We start from the raw sequence: 16,396 nt of genomic DNA on the forward strand, positions 1-16,396 counted from the left end.
GCTTGCACCGCCCCGGCGCGCGGGCCTACAGGCGGGTGTCGTCGATGCGCCTTGTCACTCGCCGAAAGGGAATTTGCCCAGCTGATGAAACCTGTGCTAAACTGCTAGCTTCAGTCGCGGGGTGGAGCAGTCTGGTAGCTCGTTGGGCTCATAACCCAAAGGTCGTAGGTTCAAATCCTGCCCCCGCAACCAAGAAATTAAGGGTCCTGTGAAGGACCCAGCAAAGCCCGCCCAGTGCGGGCTTTGTCGTTTTCGGGTTTGTCGCCGACGCGGTGCCCCGGTGAGCATCGATGGCCTTGGCGGCAACGGCTGACGGGCACAGCGCCCGCGCCGCACCGCTTGTCTCGGCAGCTTGTCGAGTCTGCGCAAGCCCGTTCGTCGTGTGATGGTGCCGGCCCAAAGGGGCCGCCGAACCAAGGAGCAAGACGTGACCCAGTACCTGATCTCGTTCAACGATGGCGCGATGAGCCATGTCCCCGAGGCTGACTTCCCGGCCGTGGGCAAGGCCGCGGTCACAGTCGTCCTGGCGGCGATGGACGCGGGCATCTTCGTCTTTGGCGGCGGGCTGCTGGACCCCGCGCTGACGACCGTGGTGGCCACGGACGGCACGCGCACCCAGGGGCCGGACGCGGCCTGCAAGGACTTCATCGGTGGATTCACCATCGTCGACGTGCCCAGCAAGGAAGAAGCCTGCCACTGGGCCGCCAGGATCGCCGCGGCTTGCCGCTGCGCCCAGGACGTGCGCGAGTTCATGCCGGTGCCGCCCGAAATGGCTGCCCGCACGTGACGGACCGCGTCCGGCGCCAACGCTTGTGTCGAGGGCGCCGCGACGGGTGCCCGTGGCACCGGCGCGCGATGGTCGCCGGGTTCGCATCGGCGCCGGACTACGCCTGATTTTCCCAGCGGCCTGCAACCCGCGCCCGGGTCCGGCTTGAGCATGGGGCTCCCTTTCAACTGGAGACCCACCATGCCCACAGCAGCCCAGTCTGCAACCCCCACCCGCGCGCGCAAGCCGGCCGCCAAGCCCACACGCGCGCCGCGCCAGCAAGATGCCGTCGCCATGCTGCGCGAGGACCACAAGAAGGTCGCCGCGCTCTTCGACGAGTACGAGAAGGCCCGCTCCGCGAACGTCAAGCGGCGCCTGGTCGAGTCCATTTGCGCTGAGCTGACCGTCCACACGACGCTCGAAGAAGACATCTTCTACCCGGCTTTCAAGGCCGCGTTGAAGGACAAGGAATTGGTGCCGGAGGCCAAGGTCGAACACCAGTCGGTGAAGGACCTGATCGCGCAAGTCCGGGGCCGGGAGCCCGACGGCGAGGACTTCGATGCCAAGGTCAAGGTGATGGGCGAATTCGTCAAGCACCACGTCAAGGAGGAACAGAACGAGATGTTCCCCAAGGCGACGAAATCCAAGCTCGACCTGGTCGAGCTCGGCCGGCAGATGGCCGAGCGCAAGCAGCAACTGATGGCGCAGTGACGCATCACGGGCGACCTGCGCCGCGCCGGTGGCCGGCGCGGGCCGCCGCTGCGGTCGCGGTTCGCCTGCGCGCCTGCCGCTCGCCGGCCGTTGGAGCGGCCCGCAACGCATGGCCCGTGCGAGGGGTTCCGGACCGACACGCTGTCGGTCTGCGGCGGCGGCCCTCCCTCCGCTTGTCCGATACGCGTTGCCGAATGCTGCCGACGCCGGGCGCTCGGCCCCTCGCCCATGATTTGTCCATCCAAGACGAGGTTTGCGCACCATGAAGTCCCGCCTGATCCTTTCGATGTTTGGCTTGTGGATGGCCGGTCACGCCGGGGCGCAAAGCGCAGCCGGCACCACCGGCGGGCAGCCGGCGCTGGCCGGCCAGGCTGCCGCTTGGTCGGCCCTGGCCGACCCGGACCTGAACTGGCGCGACCCGCAGTGGTTGAGCCGGCAGCGCGAGCTCTCGCGCTGGCGCTATCAGCTCGGGCTGGAGCAGCAGGTGCGCTCACCGGTTCAACTGGGTCCGCAGGCCTCCGTGCGAGAAGCGGTGTGGGCGGGCGTGAGCTATGACCTGACCCGCAAGCTGCGCGGCGGCATCGAGGCGCCGGTCTGGCAGCGCGATTCCGGCTGGGCATCGCGCATGGCGTTCGAGCGGCCCAAGTCCGAAGGCCTGGTGGGCCTGCGCGGTGCATTCACCTACAGCCTCAGCCCCCAGAGCCGCCTGATGCTGCGCCCGCAGGCGCGTCGCGTGATGCTCAGCTACTCAGCCACCTGGTGACGAGTGCTGCGCCAAGGTTCAGCCTTGGAACGCCCGCTGACCGCACGACGTCAGCGGGCGTATTCCATGGGGTTCCGTGCGCGCCCCGGGAGCTGAAAGGGGAAGGTCGACGAGGACGAAAGAAAGCCGGCACCAGGCCGGCTTTGCTGGGTCGCGGGCCGTGTCAGGCGCGCGTCATCCAGTCGCTCAGTTCATCGGCGTGCTCTTCCTCGTCGGCGAGGATGTCTTCCAGCAGGCGGCGCGTCGTCGAGTCCTTGTCGGCCACCAGGTGGATCATCTGGCGATAGCTCTCGACCGCCACGCGCTCGGCCGTCAGGTTGGACTTGATCATGCCCTTGAGCTCGTTGATCTCGTCGTAGCCAGCGTGGCTGCGGTCCAGCAGGCCGACGGGGTTGAAGTCCGGTTCGCCGCCGAGCTGCACGATGCGCTGCGCCAGCCGGTCCGCATGGCCCAGTTCGGCGTTGGCATGCACGAGGAACTCCTCGGCGATGGCCGGCGATTCCAGGCCCTTGGCCATGTAGTGGTGGCGGCGATAGCGCAGCACGCAGGTCAGCTCGGTCGCCAGCGCGCCGTTGAGCAGGGCGACGATGTCGTCTCGCCACGGGCCGTAGGCGGGCGTGACGGCGCCATCGTCCAGATGGCTGCGCGCGGCGTCGAGGCCGGCTTCGTTGAGCTTCAGGGTCTGCTTCTCAGTCATAGCGTGCCACCTTGGTTGTGTCTTCCAGTGCCCCCTGCCGTTGCGGCGTGAAGGCGTTTGCCTGTCGCAACTGTCGTGGCTGGGTGGCTGCGGCGGCATCGGCGCCCGTGCTGAGCGTCTGTCGGACGTGGCTGACGCGCTGGCCTTCGCGCAGCGCTTCGCCGCGGCGGATGTTGTCCTGCATCGTGTCGACCAGCGCCGCCAGGAGCGCCGCGGCCAGCAGCGCCGCGACGCTGAACATCAGCCAGCGCGGTGGCGCGAAAAGCGCCAGGGTGTCGTTCAAGGCCTTCATGGGCTGCTCCTCGTCTGCTCGGTGCGGCCCCTCAGCCGCGTGGCCCAGACTGTGCAAAAACGCCAGCGCCGGCGGTGCCGGCCGGCCACGCAAGCCGGGGTAGGACAAGCGGCGGGTGGTGCAAATAAATCTGAGGCCTTGTAGGACACGGCTGATCGCATCCCGCCGATGCGGGGGCTAGGCTTGCATCCGTCCAATAGATCGAGGGGACTTCCATGATTCGCATCGGCATCGTTGACGACCACGCCATCGTGCGTTCCGGCCTGCGCCAATTCCTGAGCGACAACGTCGACCTCCGTGTCACCGGCGAGGCGGCCAACGGTCGCGACGCGCTGGAACTGGCGCGCGGCGGCGACGTCGACGTGCTGCTGATGGACATCTCCATGCCCGACCAGAGCGGCGTGGATGCGCTGGGCGCCATCCGTGCGCGCTTCCCGGATCTGCCGGTGCTCATCCTCAGCGGCTTCCCGGAGGCGCACTACGCCACCGCGCTGCTGCGCCAGGGCGCCAGCGGCTACCTGAACAAGGAATGCGACCCCGAAGACATCGCCAACGCGATCCGCACGGTGTCGCGCGGCCGGCGCTACATCAGCCCGGCCGTGGCCGAACTGCTGGCCGACGGCATGGCCGGTGGCGACACCGACAAGCCGCTGCACGAGTCGCTGTCCGAGCGCGAGCTGCAGGTGTTCCTGCGCCTGGCCAAGGGCGAGACGGTGGGCGACATGGCCAAGGCGATGTTCCTCAGCGTCAAGACCGTGAGCACCTACCGCACCCGCGTGCTGGAGAAGCTCAAGCTGCAGACCAACAGCGACCTGACCTACTACGCGCTGAAGAACGGCCTGATCCAGTAAGCCGCCGGGGCGCAGGATGAGCGTTCCTATCCTCCCGCAGCCCGGCCAGCCCGCGCCGCCCGATGTGCTCATCGACGTCGAGGCGTTGCGTGAGGCCTACTTCTCGCGCCGGCCCGACCCGGCGAGTGCCGAGCAGCAGGTCGTCTTCGGCACGTCGGGCCACCGCGGCTCGGCGCTGGACGGCTCGTTCAACGAGTGGCATGTGCTGGCCATCACGCAGGCCATCTGCGACCACCGCAAGCAACAAGGCATTGCCGGGCCGCTGTTCCTGGGCATCGACACGCATGCGTTGTCGGAGCCGGCCCTGGCCAGCGCGCTGGAAGTGCTGGCCGGCAACGGCGTGGAGGTGATGCTGGCGCCGCCCGGCCAGTTCACGCCGACACCGGCGGTGTCCTTCGCCATCCTCGAACACAACGCCGGCCGTGAGGGCAGCGCGCGGGCCGATGGCATCGTCGTCACGCCCTCGCACAACCCGCCGCGCGACGGTGGCTTCAAGTACAACCCGCCGCATGGCGGCCCGGCGGACAGCCGCATCACCTCGGTCATCCAGGCCGGTGCGAACCACTACCTGCGGCATGAACTCGCCGGCGTGCTGCGCGTGGATGCCGAGCGCGCGCTGGCGCGGCCGACCTGCCATGAGCACGACTTCCAGGCCCGCTACGTCGCGGCCCTGGGCGAGGTCATCGACTTCGACCTGATCCGCGCCTCGGGCGTGCGCCTGGGCGTGGACCCGCTCGGCGGCGCGGGCGTGGCCTACTGGCCCGCCATCGCGGAGCGCTACCGCCTGCCGCTCACCGTCGTCAGCGACGTGGTGGACCCGCAGTTCGCCTTCATGCCGCTGGACTGGGACGGCCAGATCCGCATGGACCCGTCGTCGCCCGATGCCATGCAGCGCCTCACGCAGCTGCGCGACCGCTTCGACGTGGCGTTCGCCTGCGACACCGACCATGACCGCCACGGCATCGTCACGTCCAGCAGCGGCCTGCTGCCGCCCAACCACTACCTCAGCGTCGTGGTGGACTACCTGCTGCGCTACCGCCCCGGCTGGCATGCCGATGCCGCCATCGGCAAGACCGTGGTGACCACGGCGCTGATCGACCGCATCGCCCGCCACCTGGGGGCGCCGGTGTTCGACGCGCCGGTGGGCTTCAAGTGGTTCGCGCCGGGCCTGCTGGACGGCAGCCTGGGCCTGGGCTGCGAGGAGAGCGCGGGCGCGTCCTTCCTGCGCCGCAACGGCCGGGTGTGGACGACCGACAAGGACGGCATCGCCGCCGCGCTGCTGTCCGCCGAGATCACCGCCCGCCAGGGCCGCGACCCCGGCGCGTGCTACGCCCTGCTCGCTGCCGAGCTGGGCGCGCCGCTGGCCGACCGCGTGCAGGCCAAGGCCACGCGCGAGCAGAAGCAGCGGCTGGCCGCGCTGACCGCCAGCGAGTTCACGGCCACGTCGCTGGCGGGCGAGCCTGTCGACACGGTGCTGAGCACAGCGCCCGGCAACGGCGAGCCCATCGGCGGCATCAAGGTGACCACCGCCAGCGGCTGGTTCGCCGCGCGGCCGTCCGGCACGGAAGACCTGTACAAGATCTACGCCGAGAGCTTTCGTGACGAGCAGCACCTGCGGCAGCTGCTGCAGGAGGCGCAGGCGCTGGTGGACGGTGCGCTCGCCAACGGCGCATCCGGCGCGGCCGGCTGAGCCCTGGTGCGCCGTACCCTCGGCGGCGATCCCTCAACCCGCGGCGAGCGCCGCCTGGGGCCGCTCCCCTGCCAAGGCAGGCGGAGCCGGCGGCTGGCCGGCCGCCACGACGTTGACCGTGCGCGTCGGGAACGCGAAGCTCAGGCCCCGCTGCTGGAAGGCGCGCATCAGCGCCAGGTTCAGCGCCTGCTGGTGGTCCATGTAGACCTCGAAGTCGGCGTCCTTCACGCGGTAGACCACCTCGAAGTCCAGCGAGCTTTCGCCGAAGCCCTTGAAGTGGGCGCGGACGAATTCCAGCTGCTCGTCCGCCTCGATGAGCTCGCGCACCAGCTTGGGCACTTCTTCCACCTGCTCGGCCGTCGCGTCGTAGGTGATGCCGAACTTGAACAGCACGCGCCGCGTGCGCAGGCGCTTGAAGTTGGACACGGTGCGCTTGAGCAGCTCGGCGTTGGACATGACGATCTGCTCGCCGCCCAGGCTGCGGATGCGCGTGGTCTTCAGCCCCACCTGCTCGACCGTGCCGTTCACCTCGCCGACGGTGATGGAGTCGCCCACCTCGAAGGGCTTGTCCACCGCGATCACCAGCGACGCGAACAGGTCGCCCAGGATGTTCTGCACCGCCAGCGCGATCGCGATGCCGCCGATGCCCAGGCTGGCGACGAAGGCCGTGATGTTGACGCCCAGGTTGGACAGCACGGCCAGCACCACCACCACCCACAGCGTGCCGCGCAGCGCCCAGCCCAGCAGCGTCGCCGAGGCCGACGGCACCGCGCCATGGCCGTGGCGCAGCTGGTGCGCGGCCAGGATCTGCGCCGCCGCCTGCTGCAACCAGAGGCCCAGCTGCAGCGCCACGATGACGAACCACAGCTGCGAGATGCGCCCATGCCAGCGGTCATCCAGCGGCAGCATGCTCAGGCCCACCAACACGCCCACGAGCCAGATCAGCGCACCGTGGGTGCGCTCCAGTACGCTGACAAGTGCGTCGTCCACCGTGGTCGTCGTGCGCTGCGCCAGCGCCCGCATCCGGCGCACGACCAGGCGCAGGCCGGCCTTGATGACGACGATGGTCAACGCGCCCGCCAACACGGCGAGCAGCACCTCGGTCCAGGCCACGTCGGGCCAGGCGGCCTCGATTCGGGCCAGCATCTCATTCCACGTCATGTCGCGCTCCGGCAGTCTTCATCTGCGACACCGTAGGCCGCGGTGCGCGGTGAGTCTGTCGGTGATCGACAGCCGGGCCTGTGGGCGTTGACCGACACGGCGGGCCGCTCGATGGACGAGGCTTTGGCTGACACCGGGTGCCGACGCGCTCCCCTAAGGTCACGTCGAACCTCAGCCAATTCAAACCAAGGACCCACGATGGACACCGCCACCAGCCATGACATGACCGAACTCTTCTGCCAGCTCGGCCTGCCGGACTCGCCGGAAGACATCAAGCGCTTCATCGCCGAGCACAAGCCGGTACCCAACGAGCTGAGCCTGCCCGACGCGCCGTTCTGGACGCCCAGCCAGCAGGCCTTCCTGCGCGAGCAGTGGCGCGCCGACGATGGCGACTGGACGCTGCTGGTGGACCAGCTGAACGCCGCGCTGCGCGAGCACCCGGCGCCCGAAGACCTCTGAAGCCGCCCGCGGCTGAGGCTGCAGGCGCGCTGTCCGGGTTTGTCCGGGCGGAGCTTGGCGTCAATTTGATTGACGCTTGAACTATTGATTCCTAAAGTGCTGCGCAAGGAACACATCCATGCGTATCACCTGCATTGGTGGCGGCCCCGCCGGCCTCTACTTCGCCCTGCTGATGAAGAAGGCCGACCCGACACATGAGGTGCGGGTGCTGGAGCGCAACCGCGCGGGCGACACGTTCGGCTGGGGCGTCGTGCTGTCGGACCAGACGGTCGAGGCGCTGCGGACGGCGGACCCCGCGACGGCGGAGCAGATCAGCGACGCCTTCAACCACTGGGATGACATCGCCGTGCACATCGGCGGTCGGCGCATCGTGTCGGGCGGCCATGGTTTCTGCGGCATCGGCCGCAAGAAGCTGCTGAACATCCTGCAGTCCCGCTGCGAGCGGCTTGGCGTTGAGCTGGTCTACGAAACGGATGTGGGCGATGACGCTGACATCGACGCCGATCTCATCATCGCCGCCGACGGGTTGAACAGCCGCATCCGCCAGAAGTACGCCGCAACCTACCAGCCCGACATCGACCTGCGCGCCTGCCGCTTTGTGTGGCTGGGCACGACAAAGCTGTTCGACGCCTTCACCTTCGACTTCCAGCAGACCGAATGGGGCTGGTTCCAGGCCCACGCCTACCGCTTCGATGACACGCATTCGACCTTCATCGTCGAGGCGCCGGAAGATGTCTGGCGCGCCGCCGGCCTGGAGGAGATGAGCAAGGAAGACGGAATCGCCTTCTGCGGGCAGCTGTTCGCCGGTGTGCTGGACGGCCACACGCTCATCTCCAACGCCAGCCACCTGCGCGGCTCGGCGCAGTGGATACGCTTCCCGCGCGTGGTCTGCAAGACCTGGGTGCACCGCAACGACCGCGGCACGCCTGTCGTGCTGATGGGCGACGCGGCGCACACGGCACATTTCTCCATCGGCTCGGGCACCAAGCTTGCGCTGGAAGACGCCATTGCCCTGGCGCGCGACATCCAGTCGCATGGCGACCTGAGCGAGGCGCTGAAGGCCTATGAGGCCGCGCGCAGCATCGACGTGCTGCGCATCCAGAACGCGGCGCGCAACTCGACCGAATGGTTCGAGAACGTCGAGCGCCATGCGCGGCTGGCGCCCGAGCAGTTCGCCTACTCGCTGCTGACGCGCTCGCAGCGCATCTCGCACGAGAACCTGCGGCTGCGCGATGCACGCTACGTCGGCGAGTTCGAGCGCTGGCTGGCGGGTCAGGCCGGCGTCGATGCCGAAGTGCCGCCGATGTTCACGCCCTTCAGGCTACGCGGCCTGACACTGAAGAACCGCGTCGTCGTGTCGCCCATGGCGCAGTACAGCTGCGAGGACGGCGTCCCCGGCGACTACCACCTGGCCCACCTCGGCGCACGGGCGCAGGGCGGCGCGGGCCTGGTGTTCGCCGAGATGACCTGCGTGTCGCCCGACGCGCGCATCACGCCGGGCTGCCCGGGTCTGTGGACGGACGAGCAGGGTGCGGCGTGGCAGCGCATCGTCGCCTTCGTGCACGCGAACAGCAGCGCGAAGATCGCCATGCAGCTCGGCCACGCCGGCCCCAAGGGCTCGACCTGCGTGCCGTGGGCGGGTGGCGACGACCAGCCTCTGGCAGCGGGCCACTGGCCGCTGATCGCGGCGTCCGAACAGCAATACCTGGCCGGCATCAGCCAGCTCGCCCGGGCGATGACGCGGGCCGACATGGACCGGGTGCGTGATGACTTCGTCGCTGCCACGCGCCGTGCCGCCGCCGCGGGCTTCGACTGGCTGGAGCTGCACTGCGCGCACGGCTATCTGCTGTCCGCCTTCATCTCGCCGCTGACCAACCATCGGGACGACGCGTATGGCGGCCCGCTGGAGAACCGGCTGCGCTACCCATTGGAAGTCTTCATCGCGATGCGCGCGGCGTGGCCCGACGACCGGCCGATATCGGTGCGCATCTCGGCTCACGACTGGGTGCCGGGCGGCACCACGCCCGAGGACGCCGTGGCCATCGCCGCCGCGTTCAAGGACGCAGGCGCGGACCTCATCGACGTGTCCTCCGGCCAGGTCAGCAAGGCGCAGAAGCCGGTCTACGGGCGCATGTTCCAGACACCTTTTGCGGAAAGCATCCGCAACCGCGTCGGCATCGCCACGATGGCGGTGGGCGCCATCTCCGAGGCCGACCACGTCAACAGCATCATCGCGTCCGGCCGTGCCGACCTGTGCGCCATCGCCCGGCCGCACCTGGCCAACCCGGCCTGGACGCTGACCGAGGCCGCGCGCATCGGCTACCGCGGGCCTGTTGGCCTGGAATGGCCGAAGCAGTACCTCTCAGGCAAGAGCCAGCTCGAACGCGAGTTCGAGCGCCAGCGCGCCGGGAACGTGGCCGCGGCCGAGCAGGCGAACAAGGCGTTGGGCGTATGAAGCACGCGGTCATCACGGGGGGAGGAAGCGGCATCGGCGCGGCGGTCGCGAAGCGGTTGCTGGCCAATGGCGCGCGGGTCACGCTGATGGGGCGCAGCCTGGCGCGTCTTCAGGCGCAGCGGGCCTCGTTGGGCGATGTGGCCATCCAGGTCTGCGACGTGGCCGACGAGGCCAGCGTCGCGGCGGCATTTGCCGCCGTGGGCGATGTGGGCATCCTCGTCAACAACGCCGGCCAGGTCGAGACGGCGCCGCTGCACAAGACCTCGCTCGACCTCTGGCAGCGCCTCTTGAACGTCAACCTCACCGGCACCTTCCTGTGCAGCCGCGCCGTGCTGCCGGGCATGCTGGCGCTGGGCCAGGGCCGCATCGTCAACGTGGCCAGTACCGCGGCTCTGAAGGGCTATGCCTACGTGGCAGCCTATTGCGCGGCCAAGCATGGCGTGCTGGGCCTGACCCGCGCGATGGCCCTCGAAGTGGCCACCAAGGGCGTGACGGTCAACGCCGTCTGCCCCGGCTACACCGAGACCGACATCGTCGCCAACGCCATGGCCACCATCGTCGCCAAGACCGGCCGCACGGCGGCGCAGGCGAGGGCGGAGCTGGCCAGGGCCAATCCGCAGGGACGCTTGATCCAGCCTGAAGAAGTCGCCGACACCGTGGCCTGGCTGGTCAACGCCGCCGGCGTCAACGGCCAGGCCATCGCCGTCTGCGGCGGGGAGACGATGTGATGGCGGCGGAACCGATGGACCTCGAAACCCGCCTCTCCGACGACGACCACCAGGCCTTGAAGCTCTGGCTGCGCCTGCTGTCCTGCACGACGCGCATCGAGGACCAGATCCGCCAGCGCCTGCGCGCCGACTTCGCCACCACCTTGCCGCGCTTCGACCTGCTGGCACAGCTGGAGCGCCACCCCGACGGCCTGACCATGCGCGAACTGTCCAAGCGCCTGATGGTGACCGGCGGCAACGTGACCGGCATCACCGACCAGCTCGAAGGCGAGGGCCTGGTGCTGCGCGAGACGCGCGCCGACGACCGCCGCAGCTTCATCGTCAGGCTCACGCCGCAGGGCCGGCGCCAGTTCAAGCGCATGGCCGCCACGCACGAGGGCTGGATCGTCGAGCTTTTTGCGGGCTGGAGCCCGGCGCAGAAGACGCAGATCCACGACTTGCTCGCGCAGCTGAAAACGCATCTTGCGAAGAAGGACACCGCATGAATCCGCACCTCTCCTCAGGCAACAGCCAGAGCCTCGCCGGCTACGTGCCCGAACACTTCGGCTGGCAGCAGCACGGCGCCGTCGGGCTCATCACGTTGAACCGGCCCGAGCGCAAGAACCCGCTGACCTTCGAGTCTTATGCCGAGCTGCGCGACCTGTTCCGCCGCCTGGCCCATGTGCAGGAGGTCAAGGCCATCGCCATCCAAGGCGCCGGCGGCAACTTCTGCTCGGGCGGCGACGTGCACGAGATCATCGGCCCGCTGACCGGCATGGCCATGCCCGAGCTGCTCACCTTCACGCGCATGACGGGCGACCTCGTCAAGGCCATGCGCGCCTGCCCGCAGCCCATCCTCGCGGCCATCGACGGCGTCTGTGCCGGCGCGGGTGCCATCCTGGCGATGGCGTCCGACCTGCGCGTGGGCACGGCGCGCAGCAAGACGGCCTTCCTGTTCACCCGCGTGGGCCTGGCCGGCTGCGACATGGGCGCCTGCGCGATGCTGCCGCGCATCGTCGGCCAGGGCCGCGCGTCGGACCTGCTCTACAGCGGGCGCAGCCTGGGCGGCGAGGAGGCGCTGGCCTGGGGCTTCCTGAACCGCATGGCGGCGCCCGAGCAGCTGCTGGACGAGACGCTGAAATGGGCCGGTGAGATCGCCAGCGGCCCCAGCTTCGGCCATGCGATGACCAAGCGCATGCTGCATCAGGAATGGGCCATGGGCGTGGACGAGGCCATCGAGTCCGAAGCCCAGGCCCAGGCCATCTGCATGATGACGCAGGACTTCCACCGCGCATACGAAGCGTTTGCTGCCAAGCAGAAGCCGGCGTTCCAGGGGGACTGACATGGACCATCTGGACTGGCCTTTCTTCGACGCGAAGCATCGAGAGCTGGCGGCGTCGCTGGACGCGTGGTGCGGCGAGCTCTTGCACGTGCACCACGACGGCGACATCGACGCGCAATGCCGCAGGCTGGTCGCGCAACTGGGAGCGGCCGGCTGGCTGAACCACGCGGTGGCCGGTGACGGCCAAGGGATCGACACGCGGGCCATCTGCCTGATCCGTGAGACGCTGGCCCGGCACGACGGTCTGGCCGACTTCGCCTTCGCCATGCAAGGCCTGGGCTCCGGCGCCATCTCGCTGCAGGGCACGCCGGCCCAGCGCGAGCACTACCTGCCGCGCGTGGCTCGGGGCGAGATGCTGGCGGCCTTTGCGCTGTCCGAGCCCGAGGCGGGCTCCGACGTGGCCGCCCTGCAGTGCAGCGCCACCGAGGACGGCGACAGCTATGTGCTCAACGGCGAGAAGACCTGGATCTCCAACGGCGGCATCGCGGACTTCTACGTGCTGTTCGCGCGCACCGGTGAAGCGCCCGGTGCGCGCGGCATCTCCGCCTTCATCGTCGACGCCGGCCTGCCCGGCTTCGAGATTGCCGAACGCATTGACGTCATCGCGCCGCACCCCCTGGCCCGCCTGCGCTTCACCAACTGCCGCGTGCCCAAGACCCGGATGCTGGGCGCGCCCGGCGAGGGCTTCAAACTGGCCATGCGCACGCTGGATGTCTTCCGCACCTCCGTCGCCGCCGCAGCGCTGGGCTTTGCGCGCCGGGCCTTGCAGGAGGGCCTGGCCCAGGCCAAGGCCAGGCCGATGTTCGGCGCCCGGCTGGCCGACCTGCCGCTGACGCAGGCCAAGCTCGCCGACATGGCCTGCACGGTGGATTCGTCCGCGCTGCTGGTCTACCGCGCCGCCTGGCTGCGCGACCAGGGCAAGACCATCACCCAGGAGGCTGCGATGGCCAAGCTGATGGCGACCGAGGGCGCGCAGCGGGTCATCGATGCGGCCGTGCAGCTCTTCGGCGGGCGCGGCGTGCGGCGCGGCGAAATCGTCGAGTCGCTGTACCGCGAGATCCGCGCGCTGCGCATCTACGAGGGCGCCAGCGAAGTGCAGCAACTCATCATCGGTCGCGAGCTTTTGAAGCAGGCTTGAACATGCATCCATCGGCCCATGTGGACACGTTCGCCCGCGACCACCTGCCGCCGCAGGACCAATGGCCCGAGCTGGTCTTCGACGGTCCCGAGCTGCAGTTCGGCCCGCGGCTGAACGCGGCCACCGAGCTGCTGGACCGCTGGGTTCAGGACGGCCAGGGCGGCCGCCCCTGCGTGCAGGGCGCCGGGGTGCGCTGGACGTACGCCGAACTGCAGGTCGAGGCCAACCGCATCGCCCACGTGCTGGTGAACGAACTGGGCGTGCTGCCCGGCAACCGCGTGCTGCTGCGCGGCACCAACACGCCGCAATTGGCGGCCTGCTGGTTTGCCATCATCAAGGCCGGCGCCATCGCGGTCGCGACGATGCCGCTGCTGCGCGCGGGCGAACTGGGCAAGGTGATCGCCAAGGCCGAGGTCACGCATGCGTTGTGCGACGCGGCGCTGGCCGACGAACTCGCTGCGGCGCAGTTGCACAACCCGATGCTGCGCGGCATCTGCCACTTCCGCAGCGCGGCGCCCGACGGAATGGAAGCCCGCGCCGCGCGCCAGCCGGCCACGTTCGGCAACGTGGACACCGCCAGCGACGACTGCGCGTTGATCGCGTTCACGTCCGGCACCACGGGCGAGCCCAAGGGCACGATGCACTTCCACCGCGACGTGCTGGCCATCTGCCGCTGCTGGCCGCCGCACTGCCTGCAGGCGACCGCGAGCGACGTCTTCATCGGCAGCCCGCCGCTGGCGTTCACGTTCGGGCTGGGCGGCCTGCTGCTGTTCCCGATGAGCGTGGGCGCGTCGGCCGTGCTGCTGGAGAAGGCTGCGCCGGACCTACTGCTCGCCGCAATTGCCGAGCACCGCGCGACGGTCTGCTTCACCGCACCCACGTCCTACCGTGCGATGGCGCCGCTGGTGGGCCGGTTCGACATCGCCAGCCTGCGCAAATGCGTCAGCGCCGGCGAGGCGCTGCCGGCCGCGACGCGCGCGCTCTGGAGGCAGACCACCGGCATCGAGCTGATCGACGGCATCGGTGCGACCGAGCTGCTGCACATCTTCATTTCGCACACGGAGGGCGAAGCCAGGCCCGGTGCGACCGGCAAGCCGGTGCCCGGCTACCAGGCCTGCGTCCTCGACGACGACGGCCGGCCGCTGCCGCCCGGGCGCATCGGCCGCCTGGCCGTCAAGGGCCCGACCGGCTGCCGCTACCTCGCCGACGACCGCCAGCTGCACTACGTGCACGACGGCTGGAACCTGACCGGTGACGCCTACCTCGTCGACGACGACGGCTACTTCGTCTACCAGGCGCGCACGGACGACATGATCATCTCCGGCGGCTACAACATCGCCGGCCCCGAGATCGAGGCCGCGCTGCTGGGCCACCCGGCCGTGGCCGAGTGCGCCGTCATCGGCGTCCCGGATGAGGAGCGCGGCCAGCTCGTGAAGGCGTTCGTCGTGCTGCGCGACGGCCATGCCGGCGACGTGCGTGCCTTGCAGGAGCACGTGAAGGCCGCCATCGCCCCGTACAAATACCCGCGCGCCATCGAGTTCCGCGTGAACCTGCCGCGCACCGAGACCGGCAAGCTGCAGCGCTTCAAGCTGCGCGACGCCGCTCCCCAGGACCGCACCCCATGACCAAACAAATCCTGCAACCCGCCGGCTGGACCCAGCCGCGCGGCTATGCCAACGGCGTCGCCGCCAGCGGCCGCCAGGTGTTCGTCGCCGGCCAGATCGGCTGGAACGAGCGCTGCGAGTTCGACAGCGACGACTTCATCGCCCAGGTGCGGCAGGCGCTCGCCAACATCCGCGCCGTGCTGGTCGAGGCCGGCGCCGCGCCCGAGCACATCGTGCGCATGACCTGGTACCTCATCGATAAGCGCGAGTACATCGCCCGTGGCCGCGAGGTCGGCCAGGCCTACCGCGACGTGCTGGGCCGCGACTACGGCATCGCGATGAGCGCGGTGCAGGTGTCGGCGCTGATGGAGGACCGCGCCAAGGTGGAGATCGAGGTCACGGCCGTCGTGCCGGCGTAGAACGCTACTCGGCCTTGTTCATCGGCAGCTTCTTCGGCAGCAAGGCCTTGGGCAGCCGCGCCGCCACGCCCACGCTGCGGCCTGCGAGGTTGGGCACGCTGTAGCGCACTGCGGTGCCCAGCACCTGCGCAGCCTCGGACAGCGTCAACCCGTAGTCCTGCTCCAGCCAGCGGATGAGGCCGGTGCTGGCGGCCTTCAGCGCGTCGTCCAGCGAGCCCGCCTGGCCCAGCGCCATGATCTCGGTGGCCGACTCCACGCGCGGCAACGGCAGCGCGCGGCCCTTGATCAGCTCGACGCGGAACGACACGTCCATCGACGTCTCCAGCGCGTACTGCGAGGTCTCGCCATCGCCCTGCAGCGCGTGCGCGTCGCCCAGGTACAGCAGTGCGCCGGGCTGCTGCACCGGCAGGTAGACGGCGGCGCCTTCGGCGACTTCGGGGAAGTCCATGTTGCCGCCCGTGCGGCCGGTGTCGCCGGTGGACATCGGCGCAGAGCCGAAGCCCGGCGCCAGCGCCAAGCCGCCCAGCATCGGGCGCAGCGGCACGGCGAAGTCCTTCAACGCGCCCTTCGCCCCATCGGGCCGGGCGGTGCCCGCCTTGCGATCCAGCGTCCAGCGCACCGGCTTGCCCAGGTCCCCCGCGCGGCTCACGAGGCTGCTGCCCAGCGCGCGGCCGACGATGGTGTCCAGGCTGTCCGCCCAGTCGCGGTTGGGCGTCAGCTTCAGCAGGTGCACCACCAGCGTGTCGCCCGGCTCCGCGCCGCTGACGAAGAACGGCCCGGTCTGCGGATTGCCGAACAGTGCGCGCGTGACGCCGTGCTCGTCGACGCCACCGGAGTCGATGGTGCGCGTGTGCACGGTGTCGCCGGGCCAGATCGTCAGCACCGGGGCGCGGTCGGCGGTGAAGAGGTTGGAGAAATCCTTGGGCTCGTGGACATGCGCCTGCGCGCCACCCGCCGGTGGGTCGGGCAGCAGCCGCGCCACGAAGCGGTGGCGCAGGCGGACGCCGGCGTGGTTGGAGTCGGGCCAGTCGGCCTCGCCGGCGAGGTGGCTGCCGTCCACGCGGGCCTCGTAGCGGTAGGTCTCGCCCTTGCCGTCGCGTGCGGTGAAGCGCAGCGTGCCATCGGCGGCGACCGTGCCGTCGAGCGTGTCGCCATCCAGCGTGCCGCTGAGCCGCTGGCCGTCGCGCACCAGCGCCAGCGTGGCGTAGGCGGCATTGCCCCACAGGTCGGTGGCGACGAGCCAGCGCTGCGTCGTTGCCGCCAGCGTGAGGAGGGGCGACAGCAGCAGCGCGGTGGCCAGGGCGCGCCTGCAGGTGGACGTGAGCATGGGCATGGCGGCCG

General features: G+C 69.8%; 17 protein-coding genes and 1 tRNA gene. 14 read left to right on the forward strand and 4 right to left on the reverse strand.

Annotation, left to right across the window (positions count from 1 at the left end; translation table 11 throughout):
- The first annotated feature begins 115 nt into the window (after window positions 1-115).
- The 4 genes from ACO07H_RS04815 (at window position 116) to ACO07H_RS04830 (ending at window position 2,240) form a co-directional block, all read left to right on the forward strand.
- Window positions 116-192, forward strand: a tRNA-Met gene (locus ACO07H_RS04815).
- Window positions 193-427: 235 nt separating this feature from the next.
- A complete protein-coding gene (locus ACO07H_RS04820; RefSeq protein WP_422011702.1) occupies window positions 428-787 on the forward strand; it encodes a YciI family protein in 360 nt (119 codons plus the stop codon).
- A gap of 180 nt (window positions 788-967) precedes the next feature.
- Entirely contained in the window at window positions 968-1,477 is a 510-nt protein-coding gene (locus tag ACO07H_RS04825; RefSeq protein ID WP_422011704.1) for a hemerythrin domain-containing protein, read from the forward strand.
- Window positions 1,478-1,739: 262 nt separating this feature from the next.
- On the forward strand, window positions 1,740-2,240 hold the full coding sequence (locus ACO07H_RS04830; RefSeq protein WP_422011706.1) for a hypothetical protein: 501 nt from the start codon (window positions 1,740-1,742) through the stop codon (window positions 2,238-2,240).
- A 163-nt stretch (window positions 2,241-2,403) separates the two neighbouring features.
- Here the strand turns inward: ACO07H_RS04830 and ACO07H_RS04835 are convergent, their stop codons facing one another.
- Both ACO07H_RS04835 and ACO07H_RS04840 read right to left on the reverse strand, forming a co-directional pair.
- On the reverse strand, window positions 2,404-2,937 hold the full coding sequence (locus ACO07H_RS04835) for a ferritin-like domain-containing protein (protein WP_422011708.1): 534 nt from the start codon (window positions 2,935-2,937) through the stop codon (window positions 2,404-2,406).
- On the reverse strand, window positions 2,930-3,220 hold the full coding sequence (locus ACO07H_RS04840) for a hypothetical protein (RefSeq protein WP_422011710.1): 291 nt from the start codon (window positions 3,218-3,220) through the stop codon (window positions 2,930-2,932). The genes ACO07H_RS04835 and ACO07H_RS04840 overlap by 8 nt, the downstream gene beginning before the upstream one ends.
- 224 nt (window positions 3,221-3,444) lie before the next feature.
- Here ACO07H_RS04840 and ACO07H_RS04845 point away from each other — a divergent pair, with 224 nt between their 5' ends.
- Both ACO07H_RS04845 and pgm read left to right on the forward strand, forming a co-directional pair.
- The gene (locus ACO07H_RS04845; RefSeq protein WP_422011712.1) at window positions 3,445-4,080 is read left to right on the forward strand and encodes a response regulator; all 636 of its coding nucleotides are present in this window, start codon (window positions 3,445-3,447) and stop codon (window positions 4,078-4,080) included.
- Between the two features lie 16 nt (window positions 4,081-4,096).
- Window positions 4,097-5,770, forward strand: a complete 1,674-nt coding sequence (gene pgm / locus ACO07H_RS04850; protein ID WP_422011714.1) for a phosphoglucomutase (alpha-D-glucose-1,6-bisphosphate-dependent) — start codon at window positions 4,097-4,099, stop codon at window positions 5,768-5,770.
- Between the two features lie 33 nt (window positions 5,771-5,803).
- Here the strand turns inward: pgm and ACO07H_RS04855 are convergent, their stop codons facing one another.
- Window positions 5,804-6,931 carry a mechanosensitive ion channel family protein gene (locus tag ACO07H_RS04855; RefSeq protein WP_422011716.1) on the reverse strand — a complete coding sequence of 376 codons (1,128 nt, stop codon included), beginning with the start codon at window positions 6,929-6,931 and terminating at the stop codon, window positions 5,804-5,806.
- Between the two features lie 198 nt (window positions 6,932-7,129).
- Here ACO07H_RS04855 and ACO07H_RS04860 point away from each other — a divergent pair, with 198 nt between their 5' ends.
- From ACO07H_RS04860 to ACO07H_RS04895, 8 genes are all read left to right on the forward strand, one after another.
- On the forward strand, window positions 7,130-7,390 hold the full coding sequence (locus ACO07H_RS04860) for a DUF2789 domain-containing protein (RefSeq protein ID WP_422011718.1): 261 nt from the start codon (window positions 7,130-7,132) through the stop codon (window positions 7,388-7,390).
- Between the two features lie 118 nt (window positions 7,391-7,508).
- A complete protein-coding gene (locus tag ACO07H_RS04865) occupies window positions 7,509-9,845 on the forward strand; it encodes a bifunctional salicylyl-CoA 5-hydroxylase/oxidoreductase (protein ID WP_422011720.1) in 2,337 nt (778 codons plus the stop codon).
- Window positions 9,842-10,573, forward strand: a complete 732-nt coding sequence (locus ACO07H_RS04870) for an SDR family NAD(P)-dependent oxidoreductase (RefSeq protein ID WP_422011722.1) — start codon at window positions 9,842-9,844, stop codon at window positions 10,571-10,573. Before ACO07H_RS04865 ends, ACO07H_RS04870 begins: the two co-directional genes overlap by 4 nt.
- Window positions 10,573-11,058 carry a MarR family winged helix-turn-helix transcriptional regulator gene (locus tag ACO07H_RS04875; protein WP_422011724.1) on the forward strand — a complete coding sequence of 162 codons (486 nt, stop codon included), beginning with the start codon at window positions 10,573-10,575 and terminating at the stop codon, window positions 11,056-11,058. The genes ACO07H_RS04870 and ACO07H_RS04875 overlap by 1 nt, the downstream gene beginning before the upstream one ends.
- Window positions 11,055-11,894, forward strand: a complete 840-nt coding sequence (locus tag ACO07H_RS04880) for an enoyl-CoA hydratase family protein (RefSeq protein ID WP_422011726.1) — start codon at window positions 11,055-11,057, stop codon at window positions 11,892-11,894. The genes ACO07H_RS04875 and ACO07H_RS04880 overlap by 4 nt, the downstream gene beginning before the upstream one ends.
- Window position 11,895: 1 nt before the next feature.
- Entirely contained in the window at window positions 11,896-13,032 is a 1,137-nt protein-coding gene (locus ACO07H_RS04885; RefSeq protein ID WP_422011728.1) for an acyl-CoA dehydrogenase family protein, read from the forward strand.
- Between the two features lie 2 nt (window positions 13,033-13,034).
- Complete coding sequence (locus ACO07H_RS04890) at window positions 13,035-14,657, forward strand: AMP-binding protein (protein WP_422011730.1); 1,623 nt, start codon at window positions 13,035-13,037, stop codon at window positions 14,655-14,657.
- On the forward strand, window positions 14,654-15,055 hold the full coding sequence (locus tag ACO07H_RS04895; protein ID WP_422011732.1) for a RidA family protein: 402 nt from the start codon (window positions 14,654-14,656) through the stop codon (window positions 15,053-15,055). The genes ACO07H_RS04890 and ACO07H_RS04895 overlap by 4 nt, the downstream gene beginning before the upstream one ends.
- Window positions 15,056-15,059: 4 nt before the next feature.
- Here ACO07H_RS04895 and ACO07H_RS04900 read toward each other — a convergent pair whose 3' ends face one another.
- Window positions 15,060-16,388 carry an acetamidase/formamidase family protein gene (locus tag ACO07H_RS04900; RefSeq protein WP_422011734.1) on the reverse strand — a complete coding sequence of 443 codons (1,329 nt, stop codon included), beginning with the start codon at window positions 16,386-16,388 and terminating at the stop codon, window positions 15,060-15,062.
- Window positions 16,389-16,396 lie beyond the last annotated feature (8 nt).

It is taken from the genome of Roseateles sp., from assembly GCF_965229315.1.
Classification (GTDB): domain Bacteria; phylum Pseudomonadota; class Gammaproteobacteria; order Burkholderiales; family Burkholderiaceae_C; genus Pelomonas.

Excerpts from the sequence above, each read along its gene's own strand:
- ACO07H_RS04855 (WP_422011716.1), bottom strand. The coding sequence starts at position 6,931 with ATGACGTGGAATGAGATGCTGGCCCGAATCGAGGCCGCCTGGCCCGAC.
- ACO07H_RS04875 (WP_422011724.1), top strand. The coding sequence starts at position 10,573 with ATGGCGGCGGAACCGATGGACCTCGAAACCCGCCTCTCCGACGACGAC.
- pgm (WP_422011714.1), top strand. The coding sequence starts at position 4,097 with ATGAGCGTTCCTATCCTCCCGCAGCCCGGCCAGCCCGCGCCGCCCGAT.
- ACO07H_RS04835 (WP_422011708.1), bottom strand. The coding sequence starts at position 2,937 with ATGACTGAGAAGCAGACCCTGAAGCTCAACGAAGCCGGCCTCGACGCC.
- ACO07H_RS04895 (WP_422011732.1), top strand. The coding sequence starts at position 14,654 with ATGACCAAACAAATCCTGCAACCCGCCGGCTGGACCCAGCCGCGCGGC.
- ACO07H_RS04830 (WP_422011706.1), top strand. The coding sequence starts at position 1,740 with ATGAAGTCCCGCCTGATCCTTTCGATGTTTGGCTTGTGGATGGCCGGT.
- ACO07H_RS04880 (WP_422011726.1), top strand. The coding sequence starts at position 11,055 with ATGAATCCGCACCTCTCCTCAGGCAACAGCCAGAGCCTCGCCGGCTAC.
- ACO07H_RS04885 (WP_422011728.1), top strand. The coding sequence starts at position 11,896 with ATGGACCATCTGGACTGGCCTTTCTTCGACGCGAAGCATCGAGAGCTG.
- ACO07H_RS04890 (WP_422011730.1), top strand. The coding sequence starts at position 13,035 with ATGCATCCATCGGCCCATGTGGACACGTTCGCCCGCGACCACCTGCCG.
- ACO07H_RS04860 (WP_422011718.1), top strand. The coding sequence starts at position 7,130 with ATGGACACCGCCACCAGCCATGACATGACCGAACTCTTCTGCCAGCTC.
- ACO07H_RS04845 (WP_422011712.1), top strand. The coding sequence starts at position 3,445 with ATGATTCGCATCGGCATCGTTGACGACCACGCCATCGTGCGTTCCGGC.
- ACO07H_RS04900 (WP_422011734.1), bottom strand. The coding sequence starts at position 16,388 with ATGCCCATGCTCACGTCCACCTGCAGGCGCGCCCTGGCCACCGCGCTG.
- ACO07H_RS04825 (WP_422011704.1), top strand. The coding sequence starts at position 968 with ATGCCCACAGCAGCCCAGTCTGCAACCCCCACCCGCGCGCGCAAGCCG.
- ACO07H_RS04870 (WP_422011722.1), top strand. The coding sequence starts at position 9,842 with ATGAAGCACGCGGTCATCACGGGGGGAGGAAGCGGCATCGGCGCGGCG.
- ACO07H_RS04865 (WP_422011720.1), top strand. The coding sequence starts at position 7,509 with ATGCGTATCACCTGCATTGGTGGCGGCCCCGCCGGCCTCTACTTCGCC.